19 protein-coding genes and 1 tRNA gene are annotated in these 24,412 nt (G+C 70.1%); 14 read left to right on the forward strand and 6 right to left on the reverse strand.

Features of this window, described 5'->3' with window-relative positions:
• Positions 1–13 precede the first annotated feature (13 nt).
• Together ODJ79_RS00535 and ODJ79_RS00540 are read left to right on the forward strand one after the other, a co-directional pair.
• Positions 14–793 (forward strand): ABC transporter ATP-binding protein, encoded by a 780-nt coding sequence (locus ODJ79_RS00535; protein WP_263021256.1) that lies wholly within the window; start codon positions 14–16, stop codon positions 791–793.
• Positions 790–2,379 carry an ABC transporter permease gene (locus tag ODJ79_RS00540; protein WP_263021257.1) on the forward strand — a complete coding sequence of 530 codons (1,590 nt, stop codon included), beginning with the start codon at positions 790–792 and terminating at the stop codon, positions 2,377–2,379. Before ODJ79_RS00535 ends, ODJ79_RS00540 begins: the two co-directional genes overlap by 4 nt.
• A gap of 265 nt (positions 2,380–2,644) precedes the next feature.
• Here the strand turns inward: ODJ79_RS00540 and ODJ79_RS46960 are convergent, their stop codons facing one another.
• Together ODJ79_RS46960 and ODJ79_RS00555 are read right to left on the reverse strand one after the other, a co-directional pair.
• Positions 2,645–3,790 carry a calcium-binding protein gene (locus ODJ79_RS46960; RefSeq protein ID WP_317620621.1) on the reverse strand — a complete coding sequence of 382 codons (1,146 nt, stop codon included), beginning with the start codon at positions 3,788–3,790 and terminating at the stop codon, positions 2,645–2,647.
• Positions 3,791–4,074: 284 nt separating this feature from the next.
• Positions 4,075–4,159: transfer RNA gene (locus ODJ79_RS00555), tRNA-Ser, on the reverse strand.
• A gap of 216 nt (positions 4,160–4,375) precedes the next feature.
• On the opposite strand from ODJ79_RS00555, the gene ODJ79_RS00560 reads away from it, so the two are divergent.
• From ODJ79_RS00560 to ODJ79_RS00585, 6 genes are all read left to right on the forward strand, one after another.
• Complete coding sequence (locus tag ODJ79_RS00560; RefSeq protein ID WP_263021258.1) at positions 4,376–6,235, forward strand: RICIN domain-containing protein; 1,860 nt, start codon at positions 4,376–4,378, stop codon at positions 6,233–6,235.
• Complete coding sequence (locus tag ODJ79_RS00565) at positions 6,232–7,623, forward strand: ricin-type beta-trefoil lectin domain protein (protein WP_263021259.1); 1,392 nt, start codon at positions 6,232–6,234, stop codon at positions 7,621–7,623. Before ODJ79_RS00560 ends, ODJ79_RS00565 begins: the two co-directional genes overlap by 4 nt.
• Positions 7,624–7,713: 90 nt before the next feature.
• Positions 7,714–8,676, forward strand: a complete 963-nt coding sequence (locus ODJ79_RS00570) for an NAD(P)H-quinone oxidoreductase (protein WP_263021260.1) — start codon at positions 7,714–7,716, stop codon at positions 8,674–8,676.
• Positions 8,677–9,058: 382 nt separating this feature from the next.
• Entirely contained in the window at positions 9,059–9,811 is a 753-nt protein-coding gene (locus ODJ79_RS00575) for a C40 family peptidase (RefSeq protein ID WP_263021261.1), read from the forward strand.
• 313 nt (positions 9,812–10,124) lie between these two features.
• The gene (locus ODJ79_RS00580) at positions 10,125–10,496 is read left to right on the forward strand and encodes a GNAT family N-acetyltransferase (protein ID WP_263021262.1); all 372 of its coding nucleotides are present in this window, start codon (positions 10,125–10,127) and stop codon (positions 10,494–10,496) included.
• Positions 10,497–10,775: 279 nt separating this feature from the next.
• Positions 10,776–11,306, forward strand: a complete 531-nt coding sequence (locus ODJ79_RS00585; RefSeq protein WP_263021263.1) for a YbhB/YbcL family Raf kinase inhibitor-like protein — start codon at positions 10,776–10,778, stop codon at positions 11,304–11,306.
• 86 nt (positions 11,307–11,392) lie between these two features.
• Here ODJ79_RS00585 and ODJ79_RS00590 read toward each other — a convergent pair whose 3' ends face one another.
• Complete coding sequence (locus tag ODJ79_RS00590; RefSeq protein WP_263021264.1) at positions 11,393–12,106, reverse strand: class I SAM-dependent methyltransferase; 714 nt, start codon at positions 12,104–12,106, stop codon at positions 11,393–11,395.
• A gap of 669 nt (positions 12,107–12,775) precedes the next feature.
• Between ODJ79_RS00590 and ODJ79_RS00595 the strand changes: the two genes are divergently transcribed.
• From ODJ79_RS00595 to ODJ79_RS00610, 4 genes are all read left to right on the forward strand, one after another.
• Positions 12,776–14,359 carry a hypothetical protein gene (locus tag ODJ79_RS00595; RefSeq protein ID WP_263021265.1) on the forward strand — a complete coding sequence of 528 codons (1,584 nt, stop codon included), beginning with the start codon at positions 12,776–12,778 and terminating at the stop codon, positions 14,357–14,359.
• Between the two features lie 82 nt (positions 14,360–14,441).
• A complete protein-coding gene (gene mptB / locus ODJ79_RS00600; RefSeq protein WP_263021266.1) occupies positions 14,442–16,205 on the forward strand; it encodes a polyprenol phosphomannose-dependent alpha 1,6 mannosyltransferase MptB in 1,764 nt (587 codons plus the stop codon).
• Positions 16,206–16,264: 59 nt separating this feature from the next.
• Complete coding sequence (locus ODJ79_RS00605; RefSeq protein ID WP_263021267.1) at positions 16,265–17,014, forward strand: methyltransferase domain-containing protein; 750 nt, start codon at positions 16,265–16,267, stop codon at positions 17,012–17,014.
• 15 nt (positions 17,015–17,029) lie between these two features.
• A complete protein-coding gene (locus tag ODJ79_RS00610) occupies positions 17,030–18,007 on the forward strand; it encodes an aldo/keto reductase (protein WP_263021268.1) in 978 nt (325 codons plus the stop codon).
• A 118-nt stretch (positions 18,008–18,125) separates the two neighbouring features.
• Here ODJ79_RS00610 and ODJ79_RS00615 read toward each other — a convergent pair whose 3' ends face one another.
• Positions 18,126–18,851 carry a hypothetical protein gene (locus ODJ79_RS00615; protein WP_263021462.1) on the reverse strand — a complete coding sequence of 242 codons (726 nt, stop codon included), beginning with the start codon at positions 18,849–18,851 and terminating at the stop codon, positions 18,126–18,128.
• A gap of 353 nt (positions 18,852–19,204) precedes the next feature.
• On the opposite strand from ODJ79_RS00615, the gene ODJ79_RS00620 reads away from it, so the two are divergent.
• Positions 19,205–20,737, forward strand: coding sequence for a peptide deformylase (locus ODJ79_RS00620; protein ID WP_263021269.1), 1,533 nt, complete (start codon positions 19,205–19,207; stop codon positions 20,735–20,737).
• Here ODJ79_RS00620 and ODJ79_RS00625 read toward each other — a convergent pair.
• Positions 20,734–21,849 carry a globin domain-containing protein gene (locus ODJ79_RS00625; protein ID WP_263021270.1) on the reverse strand — a complete coding sequence of 372 codons (1,116 nt, stop codon included), beginning with the start codon at positions 21,847–21,849 and terminating at the stop codon, positions 20,734–20,736. The two genes, ODJ79_RS00620 and ODJ79_RS00625, sit on opposite strands and share 4 nt — an antisense overlap.
• 145 nt (positions 21,850–21,994) lie before the next feature.
• Here ODJ79_RS00625 and ODJ79_RS00630 point away from each other — a divergent pair, with 145 nt between their 5' ends.
• The gene (locus ODJ79_RS00630; RefSeq protein WP_263021271.1) at positions 21,995–22,762 is read left to right on the forward strand and encodes a CPBP family intramembrane glutamic endopeptidase; all 768 of its coding nucleotides are present in this window, start codon (positions 21,995–21,997) and stop codon (positions 22,760–22,762) included.
• Here ODJ79_RS00630 and ODJ79_RS00635 read toward each other — a convergent pair.
• Positions 22,759–23,895: a hypothetical protein gene (locus tag ODJ79_RS00635; protein WP_263021272.1), complete on the reverse strand. Its 1,137-nt coding sequence runs from the start codon at positions 23,893–23,895 to the stop codon at positions 22,759–22,761. The genes ODJ79_RS00630 and ODJ79_RS00635 overlap by 4 nt on opposite strands.
• Positions 23,896–24,412: the final 517 nt, after the last annotated feature.

Raw genomic sequence — 24,412 nt, forward strand, 5'->3', positions numbered from 1 at the left:
CTACCGTCGGGTCATGACGGCGCCCGCGCAACGCCAGGGTGAGCAGGCCGCGGCCATGTCGCTGCGGGGCCTGGTCAAACACTTCGACACGAAGCTTGCGGTCAGCCAGGTCAGCCTCGACGTGCCGGCCGGCTCGTTCTACGGCCTCCTCGGCCCCAACGGGGCCGGCAAGACCACGACGCTCTCCATGGCCGTCGGCCTCCTGCGGCCGGATGCCGGTCAGGCTTTCCTGCTGGGGTACGACGTGTGGGCCGACCCGGCGGCCGCCAAGGCGAGACTCGGCGTGCTGCCCGACGGCGTGCGCCTGTTCGACCGGCTCACCGGTCCGGAGCTGCTGGCCTATCACGGCCTGCTGCGCGGCATGGACCGGGCGACGGTCGACCAGCGCGCCCGTGAGCTGCTCGAGGTGCTCGAGCTCGGCACAGGCAACCGCACCCTGGTGGTCGACTACTCGGCCGGCATGAAGAAGAAGATCGGCCTGGCCTGTGCGCTGCTGCACGCCCCGCGGCTGCTCGTGCTCGACGAGCCGTTCGAGGCGGTCGACCCGGTCTCGGCCGCGCTGATCCGCGACATCCTCCAGCGGTACGTGGCCGGCGGCGGCACCGTCGTCTTCTCCAGTCACGTGATGGAGGTGGTCGAGCGCCTCTGCGACCACGTGGCGATCCTCTCCGACGGGGTGCTGAGGCTGCACGGCCCGCTCGACCGGGTGCGCGGCGACCGCTCGCTGGAAGAGGTGTTCGTCCAGGTCGTCGGCGGCCGGGTGGCCACCGGCTCCGAGCTGGCCTGGCTGTGACCGGTCCTCCGGGAGTCGCGCCCTTCGTCCGGCTCAAGCTGCGGCTGCTGGCCAACGGCCTGCGCGGCCGGCCGGCCCGGATCGCGCTGTTCGTCGCCGGGGCGGTGCTCTCCGGCATCTTCGCGATCAGCGGGTACGCGATCTTCGCGATCCCCGGGGTGGCCCAGCGTCCCGGCGCGGCGGCGATCCTGCTTCCGCTCGGCGGTGCCGCCATCGTGCTCGGCTGGCTGTTCCTGCCGCTGGTCTTCTTCGGCGTCGACGAGTCGCTCGACCCGGCCCGCTTCGCCCTGCTTCCGCTGCGCCGCAGCACCCTGATCCGGGGGCTGTCGGCGGCCGCGCTCGTCGGGCTGCCCGCGCTGGCCACGCTGGTCGCCATGGGAGGGATGGTGGAGACCGCGGGCAGCCTCGGCGGGGTCGGGGCGGCGCTGGGCGAGCTCGCCGGGGTGCTCTGCGGGCTGCTGCTGTGCGTGTCGCTGAGCCGGGCGGTGACCAGCGCGTTCGCCACCGGCCTCCGATCGCGCCGGTCCCGCGACCTGGCCACGATCGTGCTGGCCATGTTCGCGGCGGCGATCGGACCGCTCCAGCTCGCGGTGCTGGCCGGTGCCCAGCGAGCCGATTGGGCCAAGGTCAGGGCCGTGGCCGAGGTGGTGGGGTGGACGCCGTTGGGCGCGCCGTACGGAATCGGTCTGGAAATCGCCGCGGGGCGGTGGTGGGCCGCCCCGCTGAAGTTGCTGATCACCCTGGCCGCCATCGGCGGTCTGCTGCGGTGGTGGAGCAGCACCCTGGAGAACGCGATGATCGGCACCGTCGCCGCGGGCCGGCGCGGCACCACGGCCTCGCGAAACCCGGTCGACCTGCTGCTGTTGCCGCGGATGCCGGGCACCCGGTTCGGGGCGCTGGTGTCCCGCGAGGTGCGCTACTGGTGGCGCGAGACGCGGCGGCGGGCCGGTCTGATCACGTTCACGATGGCCGGGCTGTTCCTGCCGATCAGCGTGACGATCAGCGACGGCTCGCCGGGTGCGATGGTCGTCTTCGTCGGGGCGCTGGCCGCGCTGGGCCTGGTCAACCAGTTCGGTTTCGACAGCAGCGCGTACGCCACGAACCTCGCCGCCGGCATTCCCGGACGCGTCGAGATCGGCTCCCGCGCGGCGGCGCACGCCGTCTACACGCTGCCGCTGCTGGTCGTGGTGTCGACTGTGGTGGGCGCGCTGGCCGGGAACCCCGGCCGGATACCGAGCACGTTCGGGCTGCTCATTGCCGCGTACGGGGTGGGGCTGGGGTTGGTGTTGCCGGTCTCGGTGCGTGCGGCGTACGCGTTCCCGGCGTCGAGCAACCCGTTCGCGATGTCGTCCGGTGGCGGGCCGGCGAAGGGGCTGCTCGCCATCTCGGTATTGCTGGGCGCGATCGTGGTCAGCCTGCCGTTGCAGGTCGTGGCGTTGGTGCTCGGGCCGGTGTGGCTGTGGATCGGACTGCCGGTCGGCGTGGCGTACGGCACAGCGGCGTATCTGATCGGCGCCAACATCGCCGCCGACCTGCTGGACAAGCGGGCACCGGAGCTGCTGGCGGCGGTCACGCCGAATCGCTGACCCCACGGGGTGCCGAAAATCCGGTAGCGTCGCCCCTGTCTACGGGGAGATCTTGACGTGAAGATGCATCTTCGCGCCTACGGCATGGCCTTGCTTGCCGCCGGGGCGCTGACCAGCCCGAACGCCGCCACCTCAACCCCTCGACCGGCGCGGGGACGGAGGCGGCCCGAGGGGTCGCGGCCGCGAATTCAACGCCCACCGGTGCGGGCCGAGCCGAACCGAGGCGCCCGCGGCCGAGGCTGGTAGCGGGCGACTTCTCCTCGGCTCAACTCTCGCAGTTGATCGTCGTGTCGGCGGTGCCCGGCTGGCATTCGTCGCCGGCCGTCGCGTTGGCGCCGCCGTCGAGGTGGTCGGCGACCTCGACCTCGTCCTGGCCGAAGATCAGGTCGTCGCCGTCGTCGCCGTAAACCGTGTCGCGGCCCTCGTCCCCGCTGAGGGTGTCGTTGCCGCCGAGGCCGTGGATGACGTCGTTACCGTTCCCGCCGTTGATGCCGTTGGCCGCGGCGTTGCCGGTGAGGTGGTCGGCGCCGCTGCCGCCCACGAGCTGCTCGACGTCGGCGCCCACGGTGTCGTGCTCTCCGGCCTGGCCGTCGTCGCCGGTGGCGCCGTCGAGGTCGACCGTCACGGGCTTGCTGTAGAACTCGTAGTCGACACCGTCACGGCCGGGGCCGCCGAGCATGACGTCCGCCCAGACGGTGCTGCTTTCACGGGGGTCGTCGCCCGAGAGGTAGTCGTCTCCGGCGCCGCCCTCGAGGCGGTCGCTGCCCCTACCGCCCGTCAGGCTGTCCGCGCCGGCGTCGCCATACAGCTTGTCGTTGCCGTCAAGGCCTTGCAGGAAGTCGTTGCCGTTGCCGCCGTGCAGGGTGTCGTTGTCCCACCAGCCGTAGAGAGCGTCGTTGCCGTCGCCGCCCCAGAGCGTGTCATCGCCGTTGAAGCCGTCGAGGTTGTCGTTGCCGGCCATGCCGAGCAGCGTGTCGTTGCCCATCTCGCCCAGCAGGTGATCGGCCGAGCTGCCGCCGACCATGATGTCGTTGCCCGAGCCGCCGGTGGCGTACATGGCCAGGCCGGAGTCGTTGCGCAGGTAGTCGTTGCCGTCGTTGAGGTAGACGTAGACCGCGGTGGGCGCCTTCGTGGTGGTGCAGCGGACCTTGGTCTTGTCGCCGCTGACGGCCTTGCACCCCGTACCGGGCTTGATGGCCACGCGGTCGTCGAAGGTGACGGTGTTGCCCGAGCGGGTCACCACGACGTTGTTGACCTGGCTGCTGCCGCCGTCGTAAATCACCTTGGTGACGTTGTAGACCGAGGCCACACCGGCGGTGCCGGCGGCCGACGACGGCGCGGCGGGCCAGCCGAGCGCGCCGGCGGCGAGCAGGACGACACCGACACGGGTCAGCCAGGCGGAGCGAGACATGCGGGTCCTCCGGGGTCAGCCAAGGTGCGAGGATCCTAGATCATCGGTGCCGTGCTCAGCTGCCCCTATGACGTAGCTGTTCTCGCCCATCGGATCTCGTCGCACAGTAAGAACCCGCCAGCCCTTGCCGGCAAAGACTACGTGCGAGCCTGGGTATCGATTCAGCAGGCGGTGGGCAGCGCCAGGATTCGGGCGTTGACTCGGCGGCGGCCGGTGACTGTCGGCGGCGGCCGTTGACCCTTGCGTGTCGGGGTCAGCGGCCGTCGTCGCTGCTCGTGATCGAGCGGAGGGCGTGGGATTCGAACCCACGAAGAGTTTCCCCTTACTGGTTTTCAAGACCAGCGCCATCGGCCACTAGGCGAGCCCTCCCGGTGCTGCGCTCCCAGTTTGCCAGACCCTGTCCCGCATCGGGCAACGGCTCTCCGCCGAAACTTTTATCAAGGCGATTAACAAGGGTCTGAGCTGGAAGAACGTGGCGGCGAGCCGAACCGTTGCCCATTGACAAGGCATCGACGCGGGTGTTTATTGTTCAGCACCTTACCAATCCCGGCCAGGGCCCCCACCTAAGGCAAGGGAGATCCCCCCATGTCCATCCCCAAGAAGAGACCGCTGCTCGTCGCGGCCTGCGCGGTGGCGATCGTCGCCAGCCTCGCGGTCGCTCCCCAGGCGTATGCGGCGGGCGAGACGGTCAACGTCTACCTGACCACGACCAGCGACTCCGGCGGGCGCACCGTCACCCGCGGGCTCCAGCAGCAGACCCCGATCGCGTTCGCGGGCAGCAGCGGTAGCGCGAACCAGACGATCACCGTCAACGAGAACACCACCTACCAGCCGTTCGAGGGTGCCGGCGCGTCGATGACCGACACCGCCGCCTTCGACATCAAGGGAAGTGGCGCTCTGTCGGCCGCGACCCAGAACGATGTGCTGACCAAGCTGTTCAGCAACAGCGGTGGCATCGGCGTCAGCGCCCTGCGCAACGTCATCGGGTCGTCCGACCTGGCACAGAACAGCTACTCGTACGACACGACCTGCTGCGACCTGAACGACTTCTCGCTCTCGCGGGACGCCGACATCATGGCGCTCACCAAGCAGGCGTACGGCCTCAATCCCTCGATGTTCGTGATGGGCTCGCCGTGGTCGGCGCCGCCGTGGATGAAGGACAACAACGCCTACAGCCAGGGCTACCTTCAGTCGCAGTACTACGGCACGTACGCCCAGTATTTCGTGAAGTACATCCAGGGCTATCAGGCGCAGGGCGTGCCGATCCGGTACGTGACCGAGCAGAACGAGCCCGGTTGCTGCGCCGGCTACCCGTCGATGCAGTGGAACACCTCGGGGCTGCAGTACTTCGCCAAGACCAACCTGCTGCCGGCCCTGCAGAACGCCGGGCTCAGCACGAAACTCCTGGTCGGGGACTGGAACTTCGACACGTACGACACGTGGGTCGCGCCGCTGCTGGCCGACACCGCGATTCGCAACCACCCCAACTTCGGCGGCATCGCGTGGCACGACTACGCCGGCTCGCCGTCGACCGCGACCACCGTGCACAACCAGTACCCGTCGGTGAACGCGTACATGACCGAGCACTCCGGCGGCACCTGGGTGTCGAACCAGCAGGCCGAGGACATGGGCGACCTGATCGACTACTTCCGCAACTGGGGTCGTAGCTGGACCAAGTGGTCGCTCGCCGTGGACGAGGCGATGGGGCCGCACAACGGCGGCTGCGGCACCTGTACCGGCCTGGTCACCGTGCACCGCAACGACAGCCGGCGCGGGCAGGTCGACTACACGGTCGAGTACTACACGATGGGTCACCTCACCAAGTTCGTGAAGCCGGGCGCGGTGCGGATCGACTCGACGGCCAACGGGACGGTGCCGAACGTCGCCTTCAAGAACGGCGACGGGTCGAAGGCGCTGATCGCGTACAACACCAGCGGCAGCACCCAGTCGATCAAGGTCAACTGGGGCGGGCAGTCCTTCACGTACAGCCTCCCCACCAAGACGAGTGCCACCTTCACCTGGAGCGGCACGCAAGGCAGCGGCGGCGGGACCGGGGACAAAACAGGCACGATCACCGGGCTCGGTGGCAAATGCCTCGACGTGACCGACGGCTCGACGGCCAACGGCAACCAGCCGCAGCTGTGGGACTGCACCGCCGGTAACGCCAACCAGCAGTGGACGGTCGGCGCCGACGGGACGGTCCGGGGCCTCGGCAAGTGCCTCGACGTCGCCAACAACTCCACATCGGACGGCGGCGTCGTACACCTGTGGGATTGCATTTCGACGGTCACCACGCAGAAGTGGTCCGCCTCCGGCGGCGCTCTGATCAACTCCGCGTCCGGCAAGTGCCTGGACGTCAAGGACAACAACACCGCCAACGGTGCGAAGCTGCAGATCTGGACCTGCACCGGCGCCGCCAACCAGAAGTGGACGGTGCCGGCATGAGGCGGCTCATCGTGATCGTGTCCAGCCTGGCGGTCGTCGCCACGATGGGCATCCTGGGCATCACCACCGCGTCGGCGGCAAGTGCCGGACCGCTGGTGAGCTCGCTCGACGGCAAATGTCTCGATCTCACCGGCGGCAACACCGCCAACGGGACGCAGCCGCAGCTGTGGACCTGTTATGCGGGCTCGGCCAACCAGACCGTGACCTTGGCCGACAACGGCTCGGTGCAGATCAAGGGCAAGTGCCTCGACGTCGCGAACAACTCCGCGGCGGACGGCGCGGTCGTGCACATGTGGGACTGCTACGACTCGGTGGCGACCCAGAAGTGGAGCCTCTCCGGCGGCTCGCTGATCAACTCGAACGGTAAGTGCCTCGACGTCAAGGACCGGAACACCGCGGACGGGGCGAAGCTCCAGCTGTGGACCTGCACCGGCACGTCGAACCAGAAGTGGACCTTCGGCGGGAGCACGACGCCGCCGACCACCACGCCGCCGACCGGCGGTGGCGGGCCGGGCGCCAAGGCCGTCGCGCCGTACTACTACACCGGCTGGGGCAACCCGCCGAACCTGACCACGGTCACCAACGCGACCGGCGTCAAGTGGTTCACCATGGCGTTCATGCTGAACAGCGGCACCTGCGACCCGAAGTGGGACGGCAGCCGCGCGCTGGCCGGCGGGCAGGACCAGGCCGCGATCAACACGATCCGGGCCAACGGCGGCGACGTGGTGGTGTCGTTCGGCGGGGCCGCCGGCCCCTGGCTCGAGCATTACTGCTCGAGCGCGTCCGCGCTGGCCGCGGCCTATCAGAAGGTGATCAGTGCGTACGGCCTCAGGGCCATCGACATCGACATCGAGGGTACGCCGTACAACACCGCGGCCGACCAGCAGAAGACGGTCGACGCCCTCAAGACGATCAAGGCCAACAACCCGGGCATCACCACCTACATCACGCTCGGCAGCGGCACCACCGGCCCGGACAGCTCGCTGATCAACCGGGCCGCGTCGGCCGGGCTGGTGGTCGACGGCTGGGGCATCATGACCTTCGACTGGGGCAGCACCGGCAACAACCAGGGCGCGCTGACCGTCCAGGCGGCCGACGGGCTGAAGAACCGGCTCAAGACCGCCTACGGGTGGTCCGACGCCGACGCGTACAAGCACGTCGGCATCTCCTCGATGAACGGCATCACCGATGAGGGCGCGGTGGTCACCCTCGCCGACATGCAGACCATCACCGCGTACGCGCAGCAGCATGGCATCGCCCGGCTCACCTTCTGGTCGTTGAACCGCGACCGGCAGTGCTCCGGCGGCTACCCGAACGACGACACGTGCAGCGGTGTGACGCAGTCGGCGTACCAGTACACGAAGATCATCGGCGCCTACAAGGGCTGATCCGGCACCGGCCGGGGGCTCGCGAGCGGTGGTGGGTGCCGCTCGCGGGCCCCCTCGTTTCTTGTCACACCCGTCGGGCAAGCTGAACCCATGCACGCGATCGTGATCGAAGACAAACGGCTCGTCCTGCGCGAGGTGCCCGACCCGGTGGCCGGCGAGGGCGAGGTGGTCGTCGACGTCACGGCCGCCGGGGTCAACCGCGCCGACGTGTCCCAGCGGCAGGGCTTCTATCCACCCCCGCCCGGCGCCTCGGAATATCCGGGGCTCGAGTGCGCCGGCGTGATCAGCGCGGTCGGTGCCGGGGTGAGCGGGCACCACGTCGGCGAGCGGGTGGCCGCGCTGCTGGCCGGCGGCGGTTATGCGGAGCGGGTCGCCGTGCCGGCCGGTCAGCTTCTCCCCGTGCCGACCGGCCTGTCGCTGCGGGAAGCGGCCGCCCTGCCCGAGGTCGCCTGCACGGTCTGGTCGAACGTGGTGGACCTCGCCCGCCTGCACAAGGGCGAGACGCTGCTGGTGCACGGCGGCGGCAGCGGCATCGGCACGTTCGCCATCCAGCTCGGCAAGGCGCTCGGCGCGACGGTGGTCGCCACGGCGCGGGCGTCCAAACACGACGTTCTGGCCGGGCTCGGCGCCGACCTGGTCGTCGACTACACGACCGACGACTTCGTAGCGGCCACAAAGGACTTCACCGGCGGCCGTGGCGCCGATGTGGTGCTCGATATCGTTGGTGCGAAATACTTGCGGCGCAACATCGAGGTGCTCGCGCCCGACGGCCGGCTCGCCATCATCGGCTTCCAGGGTGGCCGCTCGGCAGAGCTCGATCTCGGGCTGCTGATGGCCAAGCGCGGTCGCATTTCGGCGACCGGCCTGCGGGCTCGTGGGCTCGACGACAAGGCCCGCATCGTGGCCGGCGTGCGTGGTGCGGTGTGGCCGCTGGTCGAGGCCGGCGCGATCAAGCCGATCGTGCACGACGCGCTGCCGCTCGCGGCCGCGCAGGAGGCGCACGAGCTGGTGGAGTCCAGCGAACACGTCGGCAAGGTACTGCTGCTGCCCTGACCCCGGGGTGCCGGTATAGGTCTGACTTATCGGCTCGGCCCGCACGAAACGTGAACGGGCACGATACGGACAGTGACACGCCCGGGATGGAGTGCCATTTCTGGAATCGACGGGCGGCTATTTACACCTCAAAACGCATTCTTTTTCCGAAGAGGTGGGGTTGATTGTAGGAATTCGGCCCCAAAGGAATCCCGTTGTGTGTTGGCATGATCGACGGAAATGACCAGTAGTCCGGGTTCCCATTGCCGCCCATCGACGGGCGGCGCAGGCGCGGCCGAATGTTATGCCGCGTCGGTGGGATTCGCGTGAGAGCCCCGGGCCGACCACGGAGGCAACGCTGCACCGTTCGTCCGCGCGCCGGGCGCTGACCGTCGGCGCTATCGTGCTGGCCGTCGTCACGCCGGCCATAGAACCTCTCGAGCAGGCCAGCGCTGCCGCGCCGCACGCCTCGTCGCACACCCCGCCGGTGGCCGACGCGGATCGCGCCGAATCGGCCCGGATCGACCCGGAGGCCGCCCTCCTGGCGCGTGCGGTGGAGGCCCAGCGGGCCTCCCGCACGATGCGGTCCACGCTCCGTACCGCGGCGGGCCGGACGGCCGGCGTCCGTCACAAGGCCACGCCCTCCACCGATCGGCCGACCCGCACCGCGCGCGCCGCCTCGGCGGATTCGCGGCGCCGGTTCGAGTCCCGCGGTGCCCGCTCGGCGCACTCGCACCCGGCCGGCCGGCATGACGGCCGGGCCACCCGGCACGGCGGCGGAGCTCGGCATGGCACCGGTCCAGGCCGGCACCGCGAGATGCGGGCCGGGAACCTGAGCGCGGTCGTCGCCTATGCCCGATCGCAGCTCGGCAAGCGCTACCGCAGCGGCGGCGCGGGGGACGGCGGCTTCGACTGCTCCGGGCTCACGATGTCCGCGTACGCCAAGGTCGGCATCCACCTCCCGCACTCCTCCAGCGAGCAGGCCGCCCGCGCGCGCAGCATCTCGCGTGGCGAGGCCCGGGCCGGCGATCTGGTGGTGGGCCACGGGCATGTCGGCATCTACATGGGACACGGCATGATGATCGACGCGGGTAACCATCGCACCGGAGTCGTCTATCGGGAGATGTATTCCGGATTGCGGATCGAGCGCATCTAAATGCATTGATCGCCGGTCCCGGGGCCGGAGATAATCGCGCTCATGATTGCCGACCAATGGCCGCTGTTCGGTCTGGTGCTGCATACGCCGCGGCTGGAATTGCGGGTGCCGGGTCTGGATGCGCTCGCCGAGTTGGCCGCGCTCGCGGCCGGCGGCGTGCACGATCCGGCCGTGCAGCCGTTCGTCGCGGAATGGACCGACGCGCCGCCGGAGCGAGTCGCCGCGAGCGTGCTGCAGTGGCAGTGGTCCGCCTGGGCCGGGTGGCGTACCGAGAATTGGTCGTTGAATTTCGTGGCGATCGCGGACGGCCGGGGTGGTCGGCACCCAGGGCCTGGAGGCGACCTCGTTCGCCACGCTGCGCGAGGTCGGCACGGGCTCCTGGCTGGGCCGTGCCGAGCAGGGCCGTGGCATCGGCACCGAGATGCGGGCGGCCGTCCTCGAACTGGCGTTCACCGGGCTGGGCGCGCGGTTTGCCACGTCGGAGGCTTTCGAGGACAACCATGCCTCGTATGCGGTCTCCCGGAAGCTCGGCTACGCCGACGACGGCATCTCGCGGCACGTGATCCGCGGCACCCCGATGATCGGCCGGCGCCTGCGACTCGACCGGGGGGCGTGGGCGAAGGCGCGCGCCGTCCCGGTGCGGATCGAGGGTCTTGAGCCCTGTCTGCCGATGTTCGGCCTCTGACAGCGCGGGGAAGACCCCACACAGCAGTCGGCACCCGCCTCCAAAGCGAGTGCCGACTTGCGTGATCGCCACCAGGCGCGGGGATCTCTGCCGCACACACCCGGTCGGATGTCAGACAGAAGCATGGCCCCGTACCCCGGCACCCGCCCGCACGCGCTGTGCGGCTACCCGGACGGGTGACGGCGGGGGTATCCGCTGGCGATCATCCCGAGCGGTTACGCTCGGCATGGTTTGGGAATGCGGAGAAGGTTTTCCACCATCTCGCCGGAGGACACCGTTATGAGTCTCGACCGCCCGGTTCACCCGGATCCGTACGATCTACTTCCCCCGGTCCCGTCGTTCACGGTGACCAGCTCGGACATGACCGACGGACAGCAGCTCGACGACATGTTCACCCACCCCAGCGTGGGCGGTAAGAACGTCTCACCCCAGCTCGCCTGGTCCGGCTTCCCGGCCGAGACGCGCGGCTTCGTGGTGACCTGCTTCGACCCCGACGCCCCGACCGGCAGCGGGTTCTGGCACTGGGTCCTGGTCAACCTGCCGGCCGGCGTGACCGAGCTCGAGCGCGGCGTCGACCCGCTGCCCGGCGGTGCGTTCTGCGTCCGGAACGACTACGGCGAGCGCAACTACGGCGGTTCCGCGCCGCCGCCGGCCGACCGGCCGCACCGGTACATCTTCGCGGTGCACGCGCTCGACGTCGACAAGATCGAGGTCAGCCCGGACGCCTCCCCGGCGTACGTCGGGTTCAACCTGGCCTTCCACACCCTGGCCCGGGCCACCATCCGCCCGACCTATCAGGTCCGCGGCTGACAGCGCGCACGACAAAGGCCGCCGGGTTCGCCCGGCGGCCTTGCGTATCGTGTCCCGTGCCGCTTTGTCCGTGGAGTAGGTCGTCGTCAGCGCGGGGTGCGTGCCACCACGAAGACGGACTGGCCGAACGGCGGCTTCACCACCTGCTCGGCGAACTTGGTCACCGGGAGCACGAGCGAGTCGTACACCTTGACCATCGGGCCCTCCTTCGGCGCCAGCTTGAAGATGCTGGTGGCGCCGTAGTACCCGATGAGGCCGAGCGCGTTGGCGTAGTGCAGCTTCTCGATCTCGAGACCGGCCTCGCTCATCGCGGCGCGCATCGACTTCTTGGTGTAGCGCCGGATGTGGCCGGTGGCGACGTCGACCTGGCTCATCGCGAACATGAAGGCCGGCACGATCAGGATGACCCGGCCACCCGGGCGGACCAGCTCGGCCATGCTGCGCAGCGCGCCGACGTGGTCCTCGATGTGCTCGAGCACGTTGTACGAGACGGCGGCGCTGTACTCGCCGTTCGCGTCGGCCGCGGGCAGCAGCATCTCGCGAACGTCGATGTTCGGATAGCTGGCCATGCGCTCCTTGAGCTGCACGAGCCGGTCGGGGTCGGCTTCGGTCGCCGTGAACCGCGGAAGGTGCTCAGCCCACTCGATCGCGTAGTCGCCGAGACCGCTGCCGATCTCGATCGGGTTGTCTCCCAGGTACGGGAGCGCGAGCTCGACGAACCACCGGCGGTGGTTCACGGCCGTGGCAAGGCCCTCGAGCACTTCGGACTGGATCCGCTGGTCTCCAGTGATGTCTGCCATAAGTAAGGTTCCCTCGTCTTGCCGGATCGAAGCTGACAGCGGGACCGAACGAGTTAACCATCCGAGACCCGAATCCGAAAGTTGAGCGGCCCCCGGCCACGCATTATTTGCCTGATTGAGACATAGGCGGTCGGGGTACACGGGGAGGTTGGCGAGCATGTCGGGCCGACCTGCGGATGCCCGGAATACAACGTTCATATCGGCTCGATCACGCATGGCCCGCTCGACACAACAACGTTACCAACCTCGGTTAGGCTCGCCGATGCTATGACGATTACGGGTATTGACTCGACAGGCCAGTCGGCCGGCGGCAACGTTCTGCCGCCCCGTCAAGTGACCGACCCCGAGGATCTGGACGCCGAGCTGCGGGCCCTGGATGCGGGTGTCGACACGGTCGCGCCGGTCTCTCCCGTACCCGATGTCGAGGCCGCCCCTGAGCAGCAGGAGAAGGTCGGCCGCCGGCTGCGGGTGTGGCGCCGGCTCAACTGGCGGGACGTTCTTGCAACAGTGACTTTCGTCGCTGTAGCGCTCTACGTCACATCCTCGCTATGGCTCAATCCTGATCATGGTTCGGCCACCGACCCGCAGGATCAGGCTTTCTTTGAGTGGATGCTTGCGCACGGAGCGAGAGTCATCTCCGACGGCGCCTATCCGTTCTTCTCGGATCGCATGAATTACCCCGATGGGGTGAACATGATGGCCAACACCTCGGTGTTGGCCGTTTCACTGCCGCTGACTCCGGTGACCCTGTTGTTCGGGCCACATGTGGCGTTCAACGTATTTCTCACTCTCGCGTTGTCGCTCACCGGTATCTCGTGGTATTTCGTGCTGTCCCGGCAGTTCGTGCGTTCTCGGCTCGCCGCTTGGGTGGGCGCTCTGTTCTGCACATTCGCACCGAGCATGGTGTCGCACGCCGGCGGCCACCCGAACATCGTCTCGCAATTCCTGGTCCCGCTGATCATCTGGCGCACGCTGCGGCTCCGCGAGGGACGTGCCCTGCGCAACGGGCTGATCCTGGCCGGCCTGCTGGTCTGGCAGGCCTTCATCAACCTCGAGATCCTGTTCATGACCGCGGTCGGCCTGGGCGTCTTCTGCGCCATCATGGCGGTGGTCCGGCGCAAGCGGCACCGCGGTGAGGCGCGCGTTTTCCTGCGCGGTCTACTGGTCACGGCGACAGTGGCCGTTGCGGTACTCGCCTATCCGCTGTCCGTTCAGTTTTTCGGGCCGCAGAGCTATCACGGGCTGCCGCAGTTCGTCCGTAACTTCGGGGCCGACCTCGGCTCGTTCACCGCATATTCCACCCGGTCGGTCGCCGGTAACTCGGCGGTCGCCGAGCGGCTGGCCCAGAATGTGCAGGAGGAGAACGCGTTCTTCGGCTGGGGCCTGGTCATTCTGTTCTTCGGCCTGATCGTCTGGATGCGTCGCCGGGCGGTCGTTGTCGCACTCGGGATCGTGGCCCTGCTGTACGCCGCGATGTCCCTCGGGCCGCGAATTTTCGTCAATGGGATCAACACCGGTGTTCCGGGCATCTGGGCGGTATTGCACAGCGTCCCGGTGCTGAACTCCGCCGTGCCGACCCGCTGGGCCATGGCCATCGCGCCGGTCGTCGGCATCCTGCTCGCGCTCGGCGTGCAGCGGGCCGGCGAGCTGATGAAGGCGCAGCCGTCCGCCCGCGGCCCGGTCCGGCTCGCGATGATCACGGCGGTGGCCATGGCGCTGGTTCCGCTGGCGCCCACCCCGGTCAGGACCGCGCCGCTCACGCCGACCCCGGCCTTCATCTCGTCCGGCGAGTGGAAGAAGTACGTCGACGACGACCACACCGTGGTCACCCTGCCGCTGCCGGATTCGAGCTACTCCGACCCGCTGCGGTGGAGCGCCGCCACGGGCCAGGACATGCGGATCGCCGGGGCGTACGCACTGCTGCCCGCCCAGAACCCGCTGAACCCGAACGACCACACGGCGATCTTCGAGCCGCCGTGGCGGCCGACCAGCGGGCTGATGGCATCGATCAAGAAGGGCAACCCGATCCCGGAGATCACCGACACGCGCCGGGAGATGACCCTCGCCGATCTCCGGTACTGGAAGGCCGGCGTGATCATGATGACGCCCCAGGTCCGCGACATCGAGATGCTGCGCATGATGAGCGATCTGCTGGGCTTCGAGCCGACGTGGAACGGTGGCGCCTGGGTCTGGGACGTGCGCAGCCTGGTGGACGACCCGAACACCGTGCTCACCGGCCCCGACATCTCCTGAGTGGGGTGGCGGTCGCCGGACCGCCCCCTGGCGTTTCCCCCATCCCGGCCTCCCGGACACCTAGGTTCGTGAGCATCGGTGGGTGGCGCGCCTCGTCCAGCTCCGGTACCTCGGCCTCGCCGCCGCGGTGCTCCTCGCCGTCGTCGCCTGGCTCGGCGGGGCGCTGCCGCACGGCAATCTCGCGGCCACGCCGCTGACCATCGCGACGGGCCCCCACGGCCCCGGCATTCTCCTCGGCTGGCTGGTGGGCACGGCGATCTTCGGGTACGCGTGGTGGGCGGCCCGGGACCGTGTCCCGTCCGGTCGCTGGGCGCTGCGCACGGCGGCGCTGTGGGCGGCGCCGTTCCTGGTCATCCCGCCCGACGGCAGCCGCGACGTGTATTCGTACGCCTGCCAGGGCTATCTGTACGCGCACGGGATCAGTCCCTACACGCACGGGATCGACGCGCTGGACTGCCCGTGGATCGACGGCGTCTCGCCGATCTGGCGGGACACGGCGGCGCCGTACGGGCCGCTGTTCGTGCTGCTGTCCGCGGCCGGGGTGCGGGTCGCCGGCGGTTCACTCGTCCTGATTGTCGTGTTCTTTCGGCTGCTCACGCTGCTCGGCCTGGTCGGCGTCGCGGCCGGTCTGCCGGTGCTGGCCCGGCGCTGCGGCATCCCGCCGGCCCGGGCGTGGTGGGTGGCGCTGGCCGGTCCGCTGGTCGGCGTGCACCTGATCGGCGGGGCACACAACGACGCGCTGATGATCGGCCTGGTCGTCGCCGGTTTGGCGCTGGTCACGCTGGGCGCGCCACTCGACCCGGCCGGCCCGTTCGGCGCGGCCCGCTCCACCGGCGCGCTCGGCGCGGCCCGCTCCACCGGCGCGCTCGGCGCGGCCCGCTCCACCGGCGCGCTCGGCGCGGCCCGCTCCACCGGCGCGCTCGGCGCGGCACGCTCCGCACGCTCGGGCGGCGCGGCCCTCTCTGCCCGCTCGGTCGGCGCGGCGGCAGCGGGGCTGCGGCCCGGAGCGGCGGTGGGGCGGGACGGGTGGGGATGTCTGGTCGTGGGCGGGCTGCTGCTCGGGCTCGCCGTGGCGATCAAGGTGACCGCGATCGTGGTGGTCCCGTTCGCGGTGCTGCTCGTGCTGGCGCGGCCGTACCGGTGGCGGCAGGCGCTGCTCGCCGGCGGCCTGGTCGGCGGCGGCGCGGCGGCGGCCATGCTCGGCGTGACGATCGCTTCCGGCCTCGGCTACGGCTGGGTCGGCGCCATGGTCGACACCAGGGACCTGGTGCAGTTCACCTCGCCGCCGACCGCGGTCGGGATGACCGCGACGTACCTGGGCAGGCTGGTCTACGCCGACTTCGACGCGGTGCCGGTGGTCCGCGTGCTGGCGTTCCTGCTGTTCGTGCTGCTCGTCGTCGCGCTCTGCTGGCGCAGCGCGCGGTGGGGTGGGTCCGGCGACCGGCTGGGCGCGACCGGCCGCTTCCTCAACCGGCTGGGCGGCCCGGCCGGGCGGGCCGCCGACGCGGGCGCCTCGGCGCTGCGCGGGGCCGCCCTCGCGCTGTCCGCCACGGTGGCGCTCGCGCCCTACTTCCACCCCTGGTACGCGTACTGGCCGCTGGCCCTGCTCGCCGCCACCACCATCCGCACCGGGCTGATCATGGCAACGGCCACGGCCGGACCGCTGCTGGTGCTCGCCGACGGCAGCGGGCTGGCGCGTTTCGTGAAGTTCCCGGGCGCCCCGCTGATGACGCTGCTGCTGATCGGCCTGCTGGTGTGGCACCTGCGCCCGGCGCAGGGCCCCCGGCGCCCGGTGATGCCCGAACCTGCCAGGATCGGCCGGCCGGACGTAGCGTCGACCGGGTGATCACGGGATCTGCACAGGAGCTTCACCAACCGGCGGAACCGCTGTGTTTCGGTGGGCGGATGACCGATCAGATCAGCTACATGGACACGGCCGCGGCCACGGATGTCGGGGTCGACTACAAGCGCCGCTCGGTGGTCGGGCTCGACCTGCACCCGGGGCAGATCGTGCTGGATGTGGGCTGCGGGCCGGGCACCGATCTGGGCCGGCTCGCCGACGCGGTCGGGCCGGGCGGGTCGGTGATCGGTGTCGACCGGGATCCGTTGATGCTGGCCGAGGCGCGCCGGCGGCACGCCGCCACGGCCGGCGTCGAGGTGCGGGCGGGGGACATCCACGACCTGCCGTTCGCGGACGCGTCGGTGGATCGGGCCCGGGCCGATCGCATGCTTCAGCACGTACGCGATCCACAGTCGGCGGTCGGCGAGGTGCGCCGGGTGCTGCGGCCGGGCGGGCTGTTCGGGACGGCCGAGCCGGACTGGGACACCCTCGCGGTGGCCGACGACGACGTGGCGACCAGCCGGGCGTTCGCCAGGTTCGTCGCCGGCCGGGTGCGGAACGCCACGATCGGGCGCGAGCTGCCCCGGCTGTGCGTCCGGGCCGGCTTCCGGGTGCGCTCGGTCGAGCCGATCCCGGTGCTGTTCCGCGACTTCGGCACCGCCGACCGGATTCTCGGCCTGCGGCGCAACACCGACCGGGCGGTCGAGGCGGGCGTGCTGCTGGACGCGGTCGCGGCGGCCTGGCTGGGCCGGTTGGCGGCGGGGCCGGTGGTGGCCGGGTTCACCGTTTATCTCGTAGTGGCTGTCGCGCAGTAGCGAAAGGATAGGGGCATGCGTACGACCACTCTTGGCGACAACGGCCCCGAGGTCGGGGTGATCGGTCTTGGCTGCATGGGCATGACCCACGCGTACGACATGGCGGCCGCCCGGGACGACGCCACCTCGATCGCGGTCATCCATCAGGCGCTCGACCTGGGCATGACACTGATCGACACCGCCGACGTGTACGGGCCGCACGACAACGAGGAGCTGGTCGGCCGCGCGCTGTCCGGCGGGCACCGCGACCGGGCCGTGCTGGCCACCAAGGTCGGCCTGGTCACCGCGCTCGGCTCGACGCCCGGCGGCAACTCCCCGGGCGCGGTCCGCAACGGCCGCCCCGAGTACATCCGCGAGTCGATCGACGGCAGTCTCCGCCGCCTGCGGACCGACCACGTCGACCTCTACCAGCTGCACCGGGTCGACCCGGAGGTGCCGATCGAGGAGTCCTGGGGTGCGATGGCCGAGGCGGTCGCGGCCGGCAAGGCCCGCCGGATCGGGCTCTCCGAGGTGACCGTCGACGAGATCAAGCGGGCGCAGGCCGTGCACCCGGTGGCGTCGGTGCAGTCCGAGCTTTCGCTGTGGACCCGCGATCCGCTGGAGGCGGTGCTGCCCTACTGCGCCGAGCAGGGGATCGCGTTCCTGCCGTTCTCGCCGCTCGGCCGGGGCTTCCTGGCCGGCCGGTTCGCGTCCTTCGACGACCTGCCCGAGGACGACTTCCGCCGCCGCCTGCCTCGCTTCCAGCGCGAGGCGATCGAGGCCAACCTGGCGATCGTCGGCCGGGTCCGCGAGGTGGCCGCCCGGCGAAACGTCACGCCGGCGCAGGTGGCGCTCGCGTGGGTGCTCGCCCAGGGGCCCCGGGTGATCCCGATCCCGGGCACGAAGACGCCGAAGTACCTGCACGACAACGCCGGCGCCGCGGCGATCAGGTTGTCCGATGAGGACCTTGCCACGCTGAACGAGGTGCCACCGCCGACCGGCACGCGGTATTAGGCGTTGGCCATGCAGGACAACCCGGCGGCCGCGCGAGGAGAGTGACCAACGACGGTGCCGGGCTCGTCAAAGCGGGACTCGACGTAAATCCCGTATCTTTGAACTTTGATCTTGAACTTCACCATACGTCTTTGATGCAGCAGCCTTGACAGATCTTCGGGGTGGGCAGGGTGAAGGCCAGGCAGCAGGTCTTGCGTTGGACGTCGAGCCGGCCGGACTGATCGGGGACCAGCTCGATCAGCTCCTCGACGCCGAGGGCGCGATGCAGGCGGCCGATCGTCTCGGCGGAGGAGCCGGGGAGGGCGTCGGCCGAGCGCAGGATGCCGTAGGCGACGCCGGAGGACAGCGAGCCGAGCAGGGTGCGTTTGCCCAGGCGGACGCGGTCGTGGATGCTGTTGAGCAGCGGGGTGAGGTGCTCGTCGAGAAGCGACCGGCGAAGCTCGGCGAGCAGCGCGTCCTCGTCGGGGACCACGCGGATCTGCGGAAGGTTCGACAACGCGAGCGGGTCGGTGGGTAGCACCGCGATCGGGGTGCCGGGGTGCAGGCCGAGGGTGACCAGCGGGCGCGAGTCACGGAAGTGCATGAGCACGTTCGTGCTGGTCAGCAACGGGATGCGACGGGCCGAGGCGTAACCGAGCACGGCGGGCAGGGCCAGCCAATAGGTGTACGCCTTCCAGGCGAGCGCCGCGGCGGCGTGCGGCTGCGCCTTCCAGCGGGCGCCGGCCGACTCCAGCAGCAGTGTCAGACCGTCGCCGGCCAGCAGCGACGTCGGCCGCCAGGCGGCGGTGTCGGTGACCAGGAGGTCGGGGGCGAGGCCGGGGATCGCGGTGCTGGTGCCGAACATCGCGCGCAGTGTGGCGGTGATCGGGGAGAGCGGCCGGAGCGATCGCGTTTCGAGGGCTGTGGTCACCGACTGCTGCCACTCCGCGGCAACATATAGATGATGGTCACCGCTTCCACCTCGTCAAACGTCATCGTTGTCCGGCTCGAGACGACCTACCGTACACCTCTAAGGGTAGCCTAACCAATACCTGCAACCCCGTTCTTTCGGACGAATACCCTCGGCAAGGGTTGCCTAACTCGGCGTTGATGCGTTGCCGGATTTGTCAAGGTACCTGTCGGCAAAGCGCTACTAGCACCTTGCGGACATGACGCGGCGGGGACACTGAAGTTCTCGTCGCGAAGGGGACATCGATGATGACCACCTCGCCCGTCGAGCGGGCCGCTGACCAATTTGTGACGGCGCTGGCGCACTGGCGAGTCGAGCGCGGGATGAGCAAGAAGCAGCTTGCCGCGCGCATGGGGTTCGACCCTTCCTATGTGAGCCATGTCGAGGGGCGGCGACATAAGCCGACCGAAGACTTCGCCCGCCGGGCCGAAGCGGTGCTGGCCGCCGGCGGGGTGATCTGGCAACGCTTCCAGGAGTACGACGAGCTTCGCCACGCCCGCGGGTCGGCCTTCCACCGCGACCCGCCGGTGCCGGTCCAGTGGCTGCCGCCCGGCACCGGGCTGATCGTCGAGCAGGAGGTCGCCGAGCTGCGGTACGAGGACGACCTCTACCGCTGCCGGGTGCGGCGCAACCTCTACAACGCGGGCGCCGAGCCCGTCACGCGGTACCTCGTGAAGATCGCCGTGGACCGCTACCCGCACGACCCGGCCGGCTCCAACCGGCACCACCGGGAGCACCCGCTGACCTTCGACGAGATGGCGCTCGAGGCGCTGGCCGGCGAGGGGGCGGCCAGCGAGCGCATGCACTGGCGGGTCAAGCTCGACCGGGACGCGGCCAAGGAGGTCTGGCTGCTGTTCGCCAACGACCGGGGGCAGTTCCCGCTCTACCCGGGCGAGCGGACGGTGATCGAGTACGCGTACTCGGTCGGCATCGAGAAGTGGGGGCAGTGGTTCCAGCGGGCGGTGCGCCTGCCGACCCGCCGGCTGACCGTGCGGCTCGACTTCCCGGCCGGGTTCGACCCGCAGGTCTGGGGCGTGGAGACGTCGCTCGCAGCGGAGGTGCCGGTGCGGACCCCGCTGGAGCGGCACGAGGAACGGCACCGGGCGATCTTCGAGTGGTCGACCGACGCGCCGCAGCTGAACGCGCGCTACCGGCTGGAGTGGCGGTTCCGGGGGCCGGGGGCGCCGTCGTACGCCGAGTTCGCTCCTGCCGAGCAGAACGGCCGGCCGCGTGCCTCGCAGCAGATGCGCGGGATCGGCATCGTGCAGCGCGGCTCCGACCTGCTCCGCCAGCGCGCCCGGCACTTCCAGCTGCCGCGTGAGGAGGGCGCGGCACGCGAGGCGGTGAGCGCGCTGCTCGGCGCCCTGCGTCGACTCGAGGACCTGCACGACTTCAGCAAGGGCGTGGGGCTGGCCGCGCCCCAGATCGGCCGGTCGGTGGCGGCCGCCGTGGTGCGCGGCCCGGAGCCGGGCGCCGAGCCGATCGTGCTGCTCAACCCGCGGGTGGTCGGCGAGTCGATCGAGCGGGACGAGCAGTACGAGGGATGCCTGTCGTTCTTCGACTACCGCGGCCTGGTGCGCCGCCCGTTACGGGTGGACGTCGAGCACGCCCGCTACGACGGGACCCGGGTGATCACGTCGTTCGAGCGGGCGATGGCCCGGCTGGTGGCGCATGAGATCGACCACCTCGAGGGCCGGTTGTATGTGGACCGGATGAGCGCGGAGTCGAACCTGGTGCCGGTCGCGGTGTACCGGCAGACCGGGAAGCCCTGGGATTACTAGTCCACGTCCGAGAAGCTGTCGTACTTTATCCGGATTGATGGCACCTGCAGCTCGGCGAGCGTCTTCAGCGTCGACTTGACCATCTGGCCGGAGCCGGACACGAAGAAGTCGTGATCACTCCACGGGCCGTACCGGGCGACCACATCGGAGATGTTGCCCTGCTCGCCGGGGAAGGTCGGATCCTCGCTGCAGGCGGTGACCACCGACAGCCAGGGGTAGCGGGCCGCGAGCCGGTTGAGGTCGGCCAGGTCGTAGAGGTCCTCCCGGTTGCGCGCGCCGAAGAAGACGTGCACCCAGCGGGTCCGGTTGTACCGGGTCAGCTCCTCCAGCAGCGACTTGATCGGCGCGAGCCCGGTGCCGCCGGCGATGAACACCGCGTCCCGGGTCGAGCGCCGGTCCAGGGTCATCGAGCCCATCGGCGCGGCCAGCTTGATCATGTCGCCGATCGCGAGCCGGCGGACCAGCGCGCTGGACACCCAGCCGGCGCCGACCGCGCGGACGTGGAACTCCAGGGTGTTGTCCCGGCGGGGAGCGTTGGCGATCGAGTACGTGCGCCAGAGCCGCGGCTGGTACTTCGGCGTCTCGATGCTCAGGTACTGGCCGGCGCGGAACTCGAGCTGCTGGAGCGGCTGGACGGTGAAGACGGCGATGTCCTGGGAGCGGCGGTCGTGCGCGACCACCTCCGCGTACCAGTAGGGCGGGTTCGGGTCGGCGTCCGCGCCGGCGAGCATCCGGGCCGCGATCACCGCGTACGCATCGGCCCAGGCCTGGTCGTACTCGATGCTCCACTGCTCGCCGGCGTACGTCCGCATCGACTCGATCAACGCGCCCCCGACCACCTCGTAGTGTGCCGGTTCCACGTGGAACTTGCGGTGATCCCGGCCCAGTCCGCGCAGGTAGTCGTCGAACTTCTCCGGGTCGTCCAGGGTCTGCACCGCGGTCACGATCGCGTGCAGCAGGCGGGAGCGCTGCAGGTCCATCTGCACCGGGAACAGCTCGCGTAGGTTCGGGTAGGAAAGGAACATCCGAGCGTAGAAGTAACCGGCGACCTTCTCCTGATGCTCCTCGACGAGGCTCCAGCTCTCTTTGAGCAAGCGTGCGAGGTCTCCCATGGGGTTCAGCCTGGGCATTTCCATCGGGTAGCCGACGCACGAAAAGTGCGACTCATCTCAGTCTGCGGCGCGTCGCTTGCCCGGATAGGTCCGTTTGTGCTTAGCGAGCGCCCTCCTTCGAGTGATCGATCCTAGAGTGGTCGGCGTGACCCTTGATCGAGCCCAGCCCACGCGGCGCGTGCTCACCGTCGAAATCGTCATCGTGCTGCTGTTGTCGCTGGGTCAGTCGGCCGTCTACGCCGTGGTGTCGCTGGTCGCCAAGCTGACCGCCGGCAAGCCGCTCTCCCAGCAGGCCGCGGTGCTCAACGCGTCCCAGTCGGCGCGGCCGTACCTGGACCTCACGTACCAGCTGCTCGGGATCTTCTTCGACCTGGTGCCGGTGGCGCTCGCGCTCTATCTGCTGATGCGCGACCAGATCCCGGTGCGCCGGACCCTCGGCCTCACGGCCGACCGGCCCGGCTTCGACCTGGGCTGGGGAACGTTGCTCGCCGCCTGCATCGGGATTCCCGGGCTGCTTCTGGTGTACGTGGCGCAGCTGGCCGGCCTGAACGCCCGGATCGTGCCGTCGGGGCTGCAGTCGGCCTGGTGGACGGTACCGGTACTGATCATGGCGGCCGTGCAGAACGCGGTGCTCGAGGAGGTGATCGTGGTCGGCTACCTGATCGTCCGGCTGTGGTCGCTGGAGGTGCCGCTGGGGTGGATCGTGGTGGCGTCCGCGGTGCTGCGGGGGTCGTACCACCTCTATCAGGGGTACGGGGCGTTCGTCGGGAACGCGGTGATGGGGGTGGTGTTCGCGCTGTTCTTCCTGCGGTTCAAGCGGGTGATGCCGTTGATCGTGGCGCACAGCATCCTGGATATCGCGGCGTTCGTGGGCTATGCGCTGCTGCCGCATTCGTGGCTGAGCTGGGTCTAGTTCTTGTCGTACGCCTCTTTTTTGTAGTACTCCTCTGCCCGGGCGGCGATCATCTGCGCCGAAGCCGTGCTGGTCAACGCGGTCGCAAGCAGGCTCGTGCCGGGGAAGTAGCGGTTCACCAGGCGCAGGGCCGCCCAGCCGCCGGTCCGGCTGGCGATCGTGCGGCCGAGCCGCCAGACCGAGCCGCTGACGCCGCGGCCCTCGGCGAGGGCCGCCTCGGCAGCCGACCTCGTCGGGTGAACGCGGGTGAGGACCAGCAGGTCCGCGGCGCGCTGCGGGTCGGTGGGATCCAGACCGTACGCCGCGGCCAGGTGCAACACGATCTCCGCGTGCGCAATCGGGGTCGTGCCGAGCAGGGTGATCGGCGCATACGAGCCGGCGACCGCGCCGACGACGCCGGCCAGGCTGCCGAAGCGGGTGAACTGCTGCCGTGCCAGGCGGGCCAGGGCGCGATCGGAGGCGGTGGGGTAGGCCGCGCGGGTGCGGGTGGACCAGTCGCGGGCCCGCGGGCCGATGGTCTGGACGGCGGCCAGGGCCAGGAGCTCGGGGGCGTGGCCGGGGTTGGCGGCTGTCAGGGTGGGTCCGGGCTCGGTGCGGGTGGGGCGGTCGGCTGTTGGGGTGGGGGGCTCGGGGGTCGCGTGCTCCTGGGCGGCGTGCTCGGAGGTGCGGGGCTCGGGGGCCGAGGGCTCGGGGGCGGCTTGCTCGCGGGCCGGGTGCGTGGCGGCAGGCTCGGGCTCTGGGAGGTCGGGTTGCACGGGCTCGGTTTGCGCGGGCTGGGGCGTTGGTGATGTGGCGGCGGCCTCTGGCTCGGTCGGCGGAGTCTGGGGCTCGACCGGCTCGATCGGCTCTACAGCCGCGTCCGGCGCGGCAGACGTGACCGGCTCGACAGGCGTAACGGGCGCGACGGACTCGATTTCGGGCGCGGCGGCTTTGGCCGGGGCGGTCTTGCGAGGGGCCCGCTTGGCCGGGGCGGCCTTCTTGACCGGCGCGGCCTTCTTGGCGGGGACGGCCTTCTTGGCGGGGACGGCCTTCTTGGCGGGGACGGCCTTCTTGGCTGCGGCCGCCTTCTTCGCGGGTGCTGCCTTCTTTACCGGAGCGCGCCTGTCCGGCGCCGCGGCATCGCCGTCCGGCACCGGTGTAGTCGGGGGTGCCGGCGCCTCGGCAGCGGGCTCGGTCTTCGGCGAGCCGCTCTGGTTCGGGATCTCCCGTTGGCCCTCGCCCTCGTCCTGGGGCCGAGGCTCGCTTGCTTCCTGCGACGATTCGGTGTTTTGTCCAGATCCAGCGGCGGAGTTCCGCCGCGTACGGGAAGGCGGTTTCGTGGAGGAACGGCCCGAACCCTCGCCCGGGTGATTCTCGACACTCGGCGGCTGAAACATGACCGCCGGCGCCGACTTCGCAGGTCGGCGCGGCGCCGGAGCGGACGGCTTATCCTTCGGCGCGGGCTCCGCGGGCGCGCTGAACGCGGGCCGGACGGAACGACCGCGACGCTCGCTGGGCGGCTTCTCCTCCATGCCGACGCAGCCTAGTCGTAAAGCTCGCGTTTCACCTGCTGGAGTCCGGTGCGCAAGCCCGCCGCGCGCGAGGTGGGCAACCTCTTTGTGTGGCCGTGACCGGGTCCGGTATCCTCAAGCGTCGGCAGCTTGCGGGCTG

It is taken from the genome of Actinoplanes sp. KI2 (genome assembly GCF_025630775.1).
In the GTDB taxonomy this organism is placed as follows: domain Bacteria; phylum Actinomycetota; class Actinomycetes; order Mycobacteriales; family Micromonosporaceae; genus Actinoplanes.

What these genes read in the sequence shown, in the direction of transcription:
- ODJ79_RS00590 (WP_263021264.1), bottom strand. Translation starts at nt 12,106, where the DNA reads ATGGCAGACATCACTGGAGACCAGCGGATCCAGTCCGAAGTGCTCGAG.
- ODJ79_RS00585 (WP_263021263.1), top strand. Translation starts at nt 10,776, where the DNA reads ATGAGTCTCGACCGCCCGGTTCACCCGGATCCGTACGATCTACTTCCC.
- ODJ79_RS00610 (WP_263021268.1), top strand. Translation starts at nt 17,030, where the DNA reads ATGCGTACGACCACTCTTGGCGACAACGGCCCCGAGGTCGGGGTGATC.
- ODJ79_RS46960 (WP_317620621.1), bottom strand. Translation starts at nt 3,790, where the DNA reads ATGTCTCGCTCCGCCTGGCTGACCCGTGTCGGTGTCGTCCTGCTCGCC.
- ODJ79_RS00605 (WP_263021267.1), top strand. Translation starts at nt 16,265, where the DNA reads ATGACCGATCAGATCAGCTACATGGACACGGCCGCGGCCACGGATGTC.
- ODJ79_RS00620 (WP_263021269.1), top strand. Translation starts at nt 19,205, where the DNA reads ATGACCACCTCGCCCGTCGAGCGGGCCGCTGACCAATTTGTGACGGCG.
- ODJ79_RS00625 (WP_263021270.1), bottom strand. Translation starts at nt 21,849, where the DNA reads ATGGGAGACCTCGCACGCTTGCTCAAAGAGAGCTGGAGCCTCGTCGAG.
- ODJ79_RS00535 (WP_263021256.1), top strand. Translation starts at nt 14, where the DNA reads ATGACGGCGCCCGCGCAACGCCAGGGTGAGCAGGCCGCGGCCATGTCG.
- ODJ79_RS00570 (WP_263021260.1), top strand. Translation starts at nt 7,714, where the DNA reads ATGCACGCGATCGTGATCGAAGACAAACGGCTCGTCCTGCGCGAGGTG.
- ODJ79_RS00560 (WP_263021258.1), top strand. Translation starts at nt 4,376, where the DNA reads ATGTCCATCCCCAAGAAGAGACCGCTGCTCGTCGCGGCCTGCGCGGTG.
- ODJ79_RS00565 (WP_263021259.1), top strand. Translation starts at nt 6,232, where the DNA reads ATGAGGCGGCTCATCGTGATCGTGTCCAGCCTGGCGGTCGTCGCCACG.
- ODJ79_RS00595 (WP_263021265.1), top strand. Translation starts at nt 12,776, where the DNA reads ATGAATTACCCCGATGGGGTGAACATGATGGCCAACACCTCGGTGTTG.
- ODJ79_RS00615 (WP_263021462.1), bottom strand. Translation starts at nt 18,851, where the DNA reads ATGTTCGGCACCAGCACCGCGATCCCCGGCCTCGCCCCCGACCTCCTG.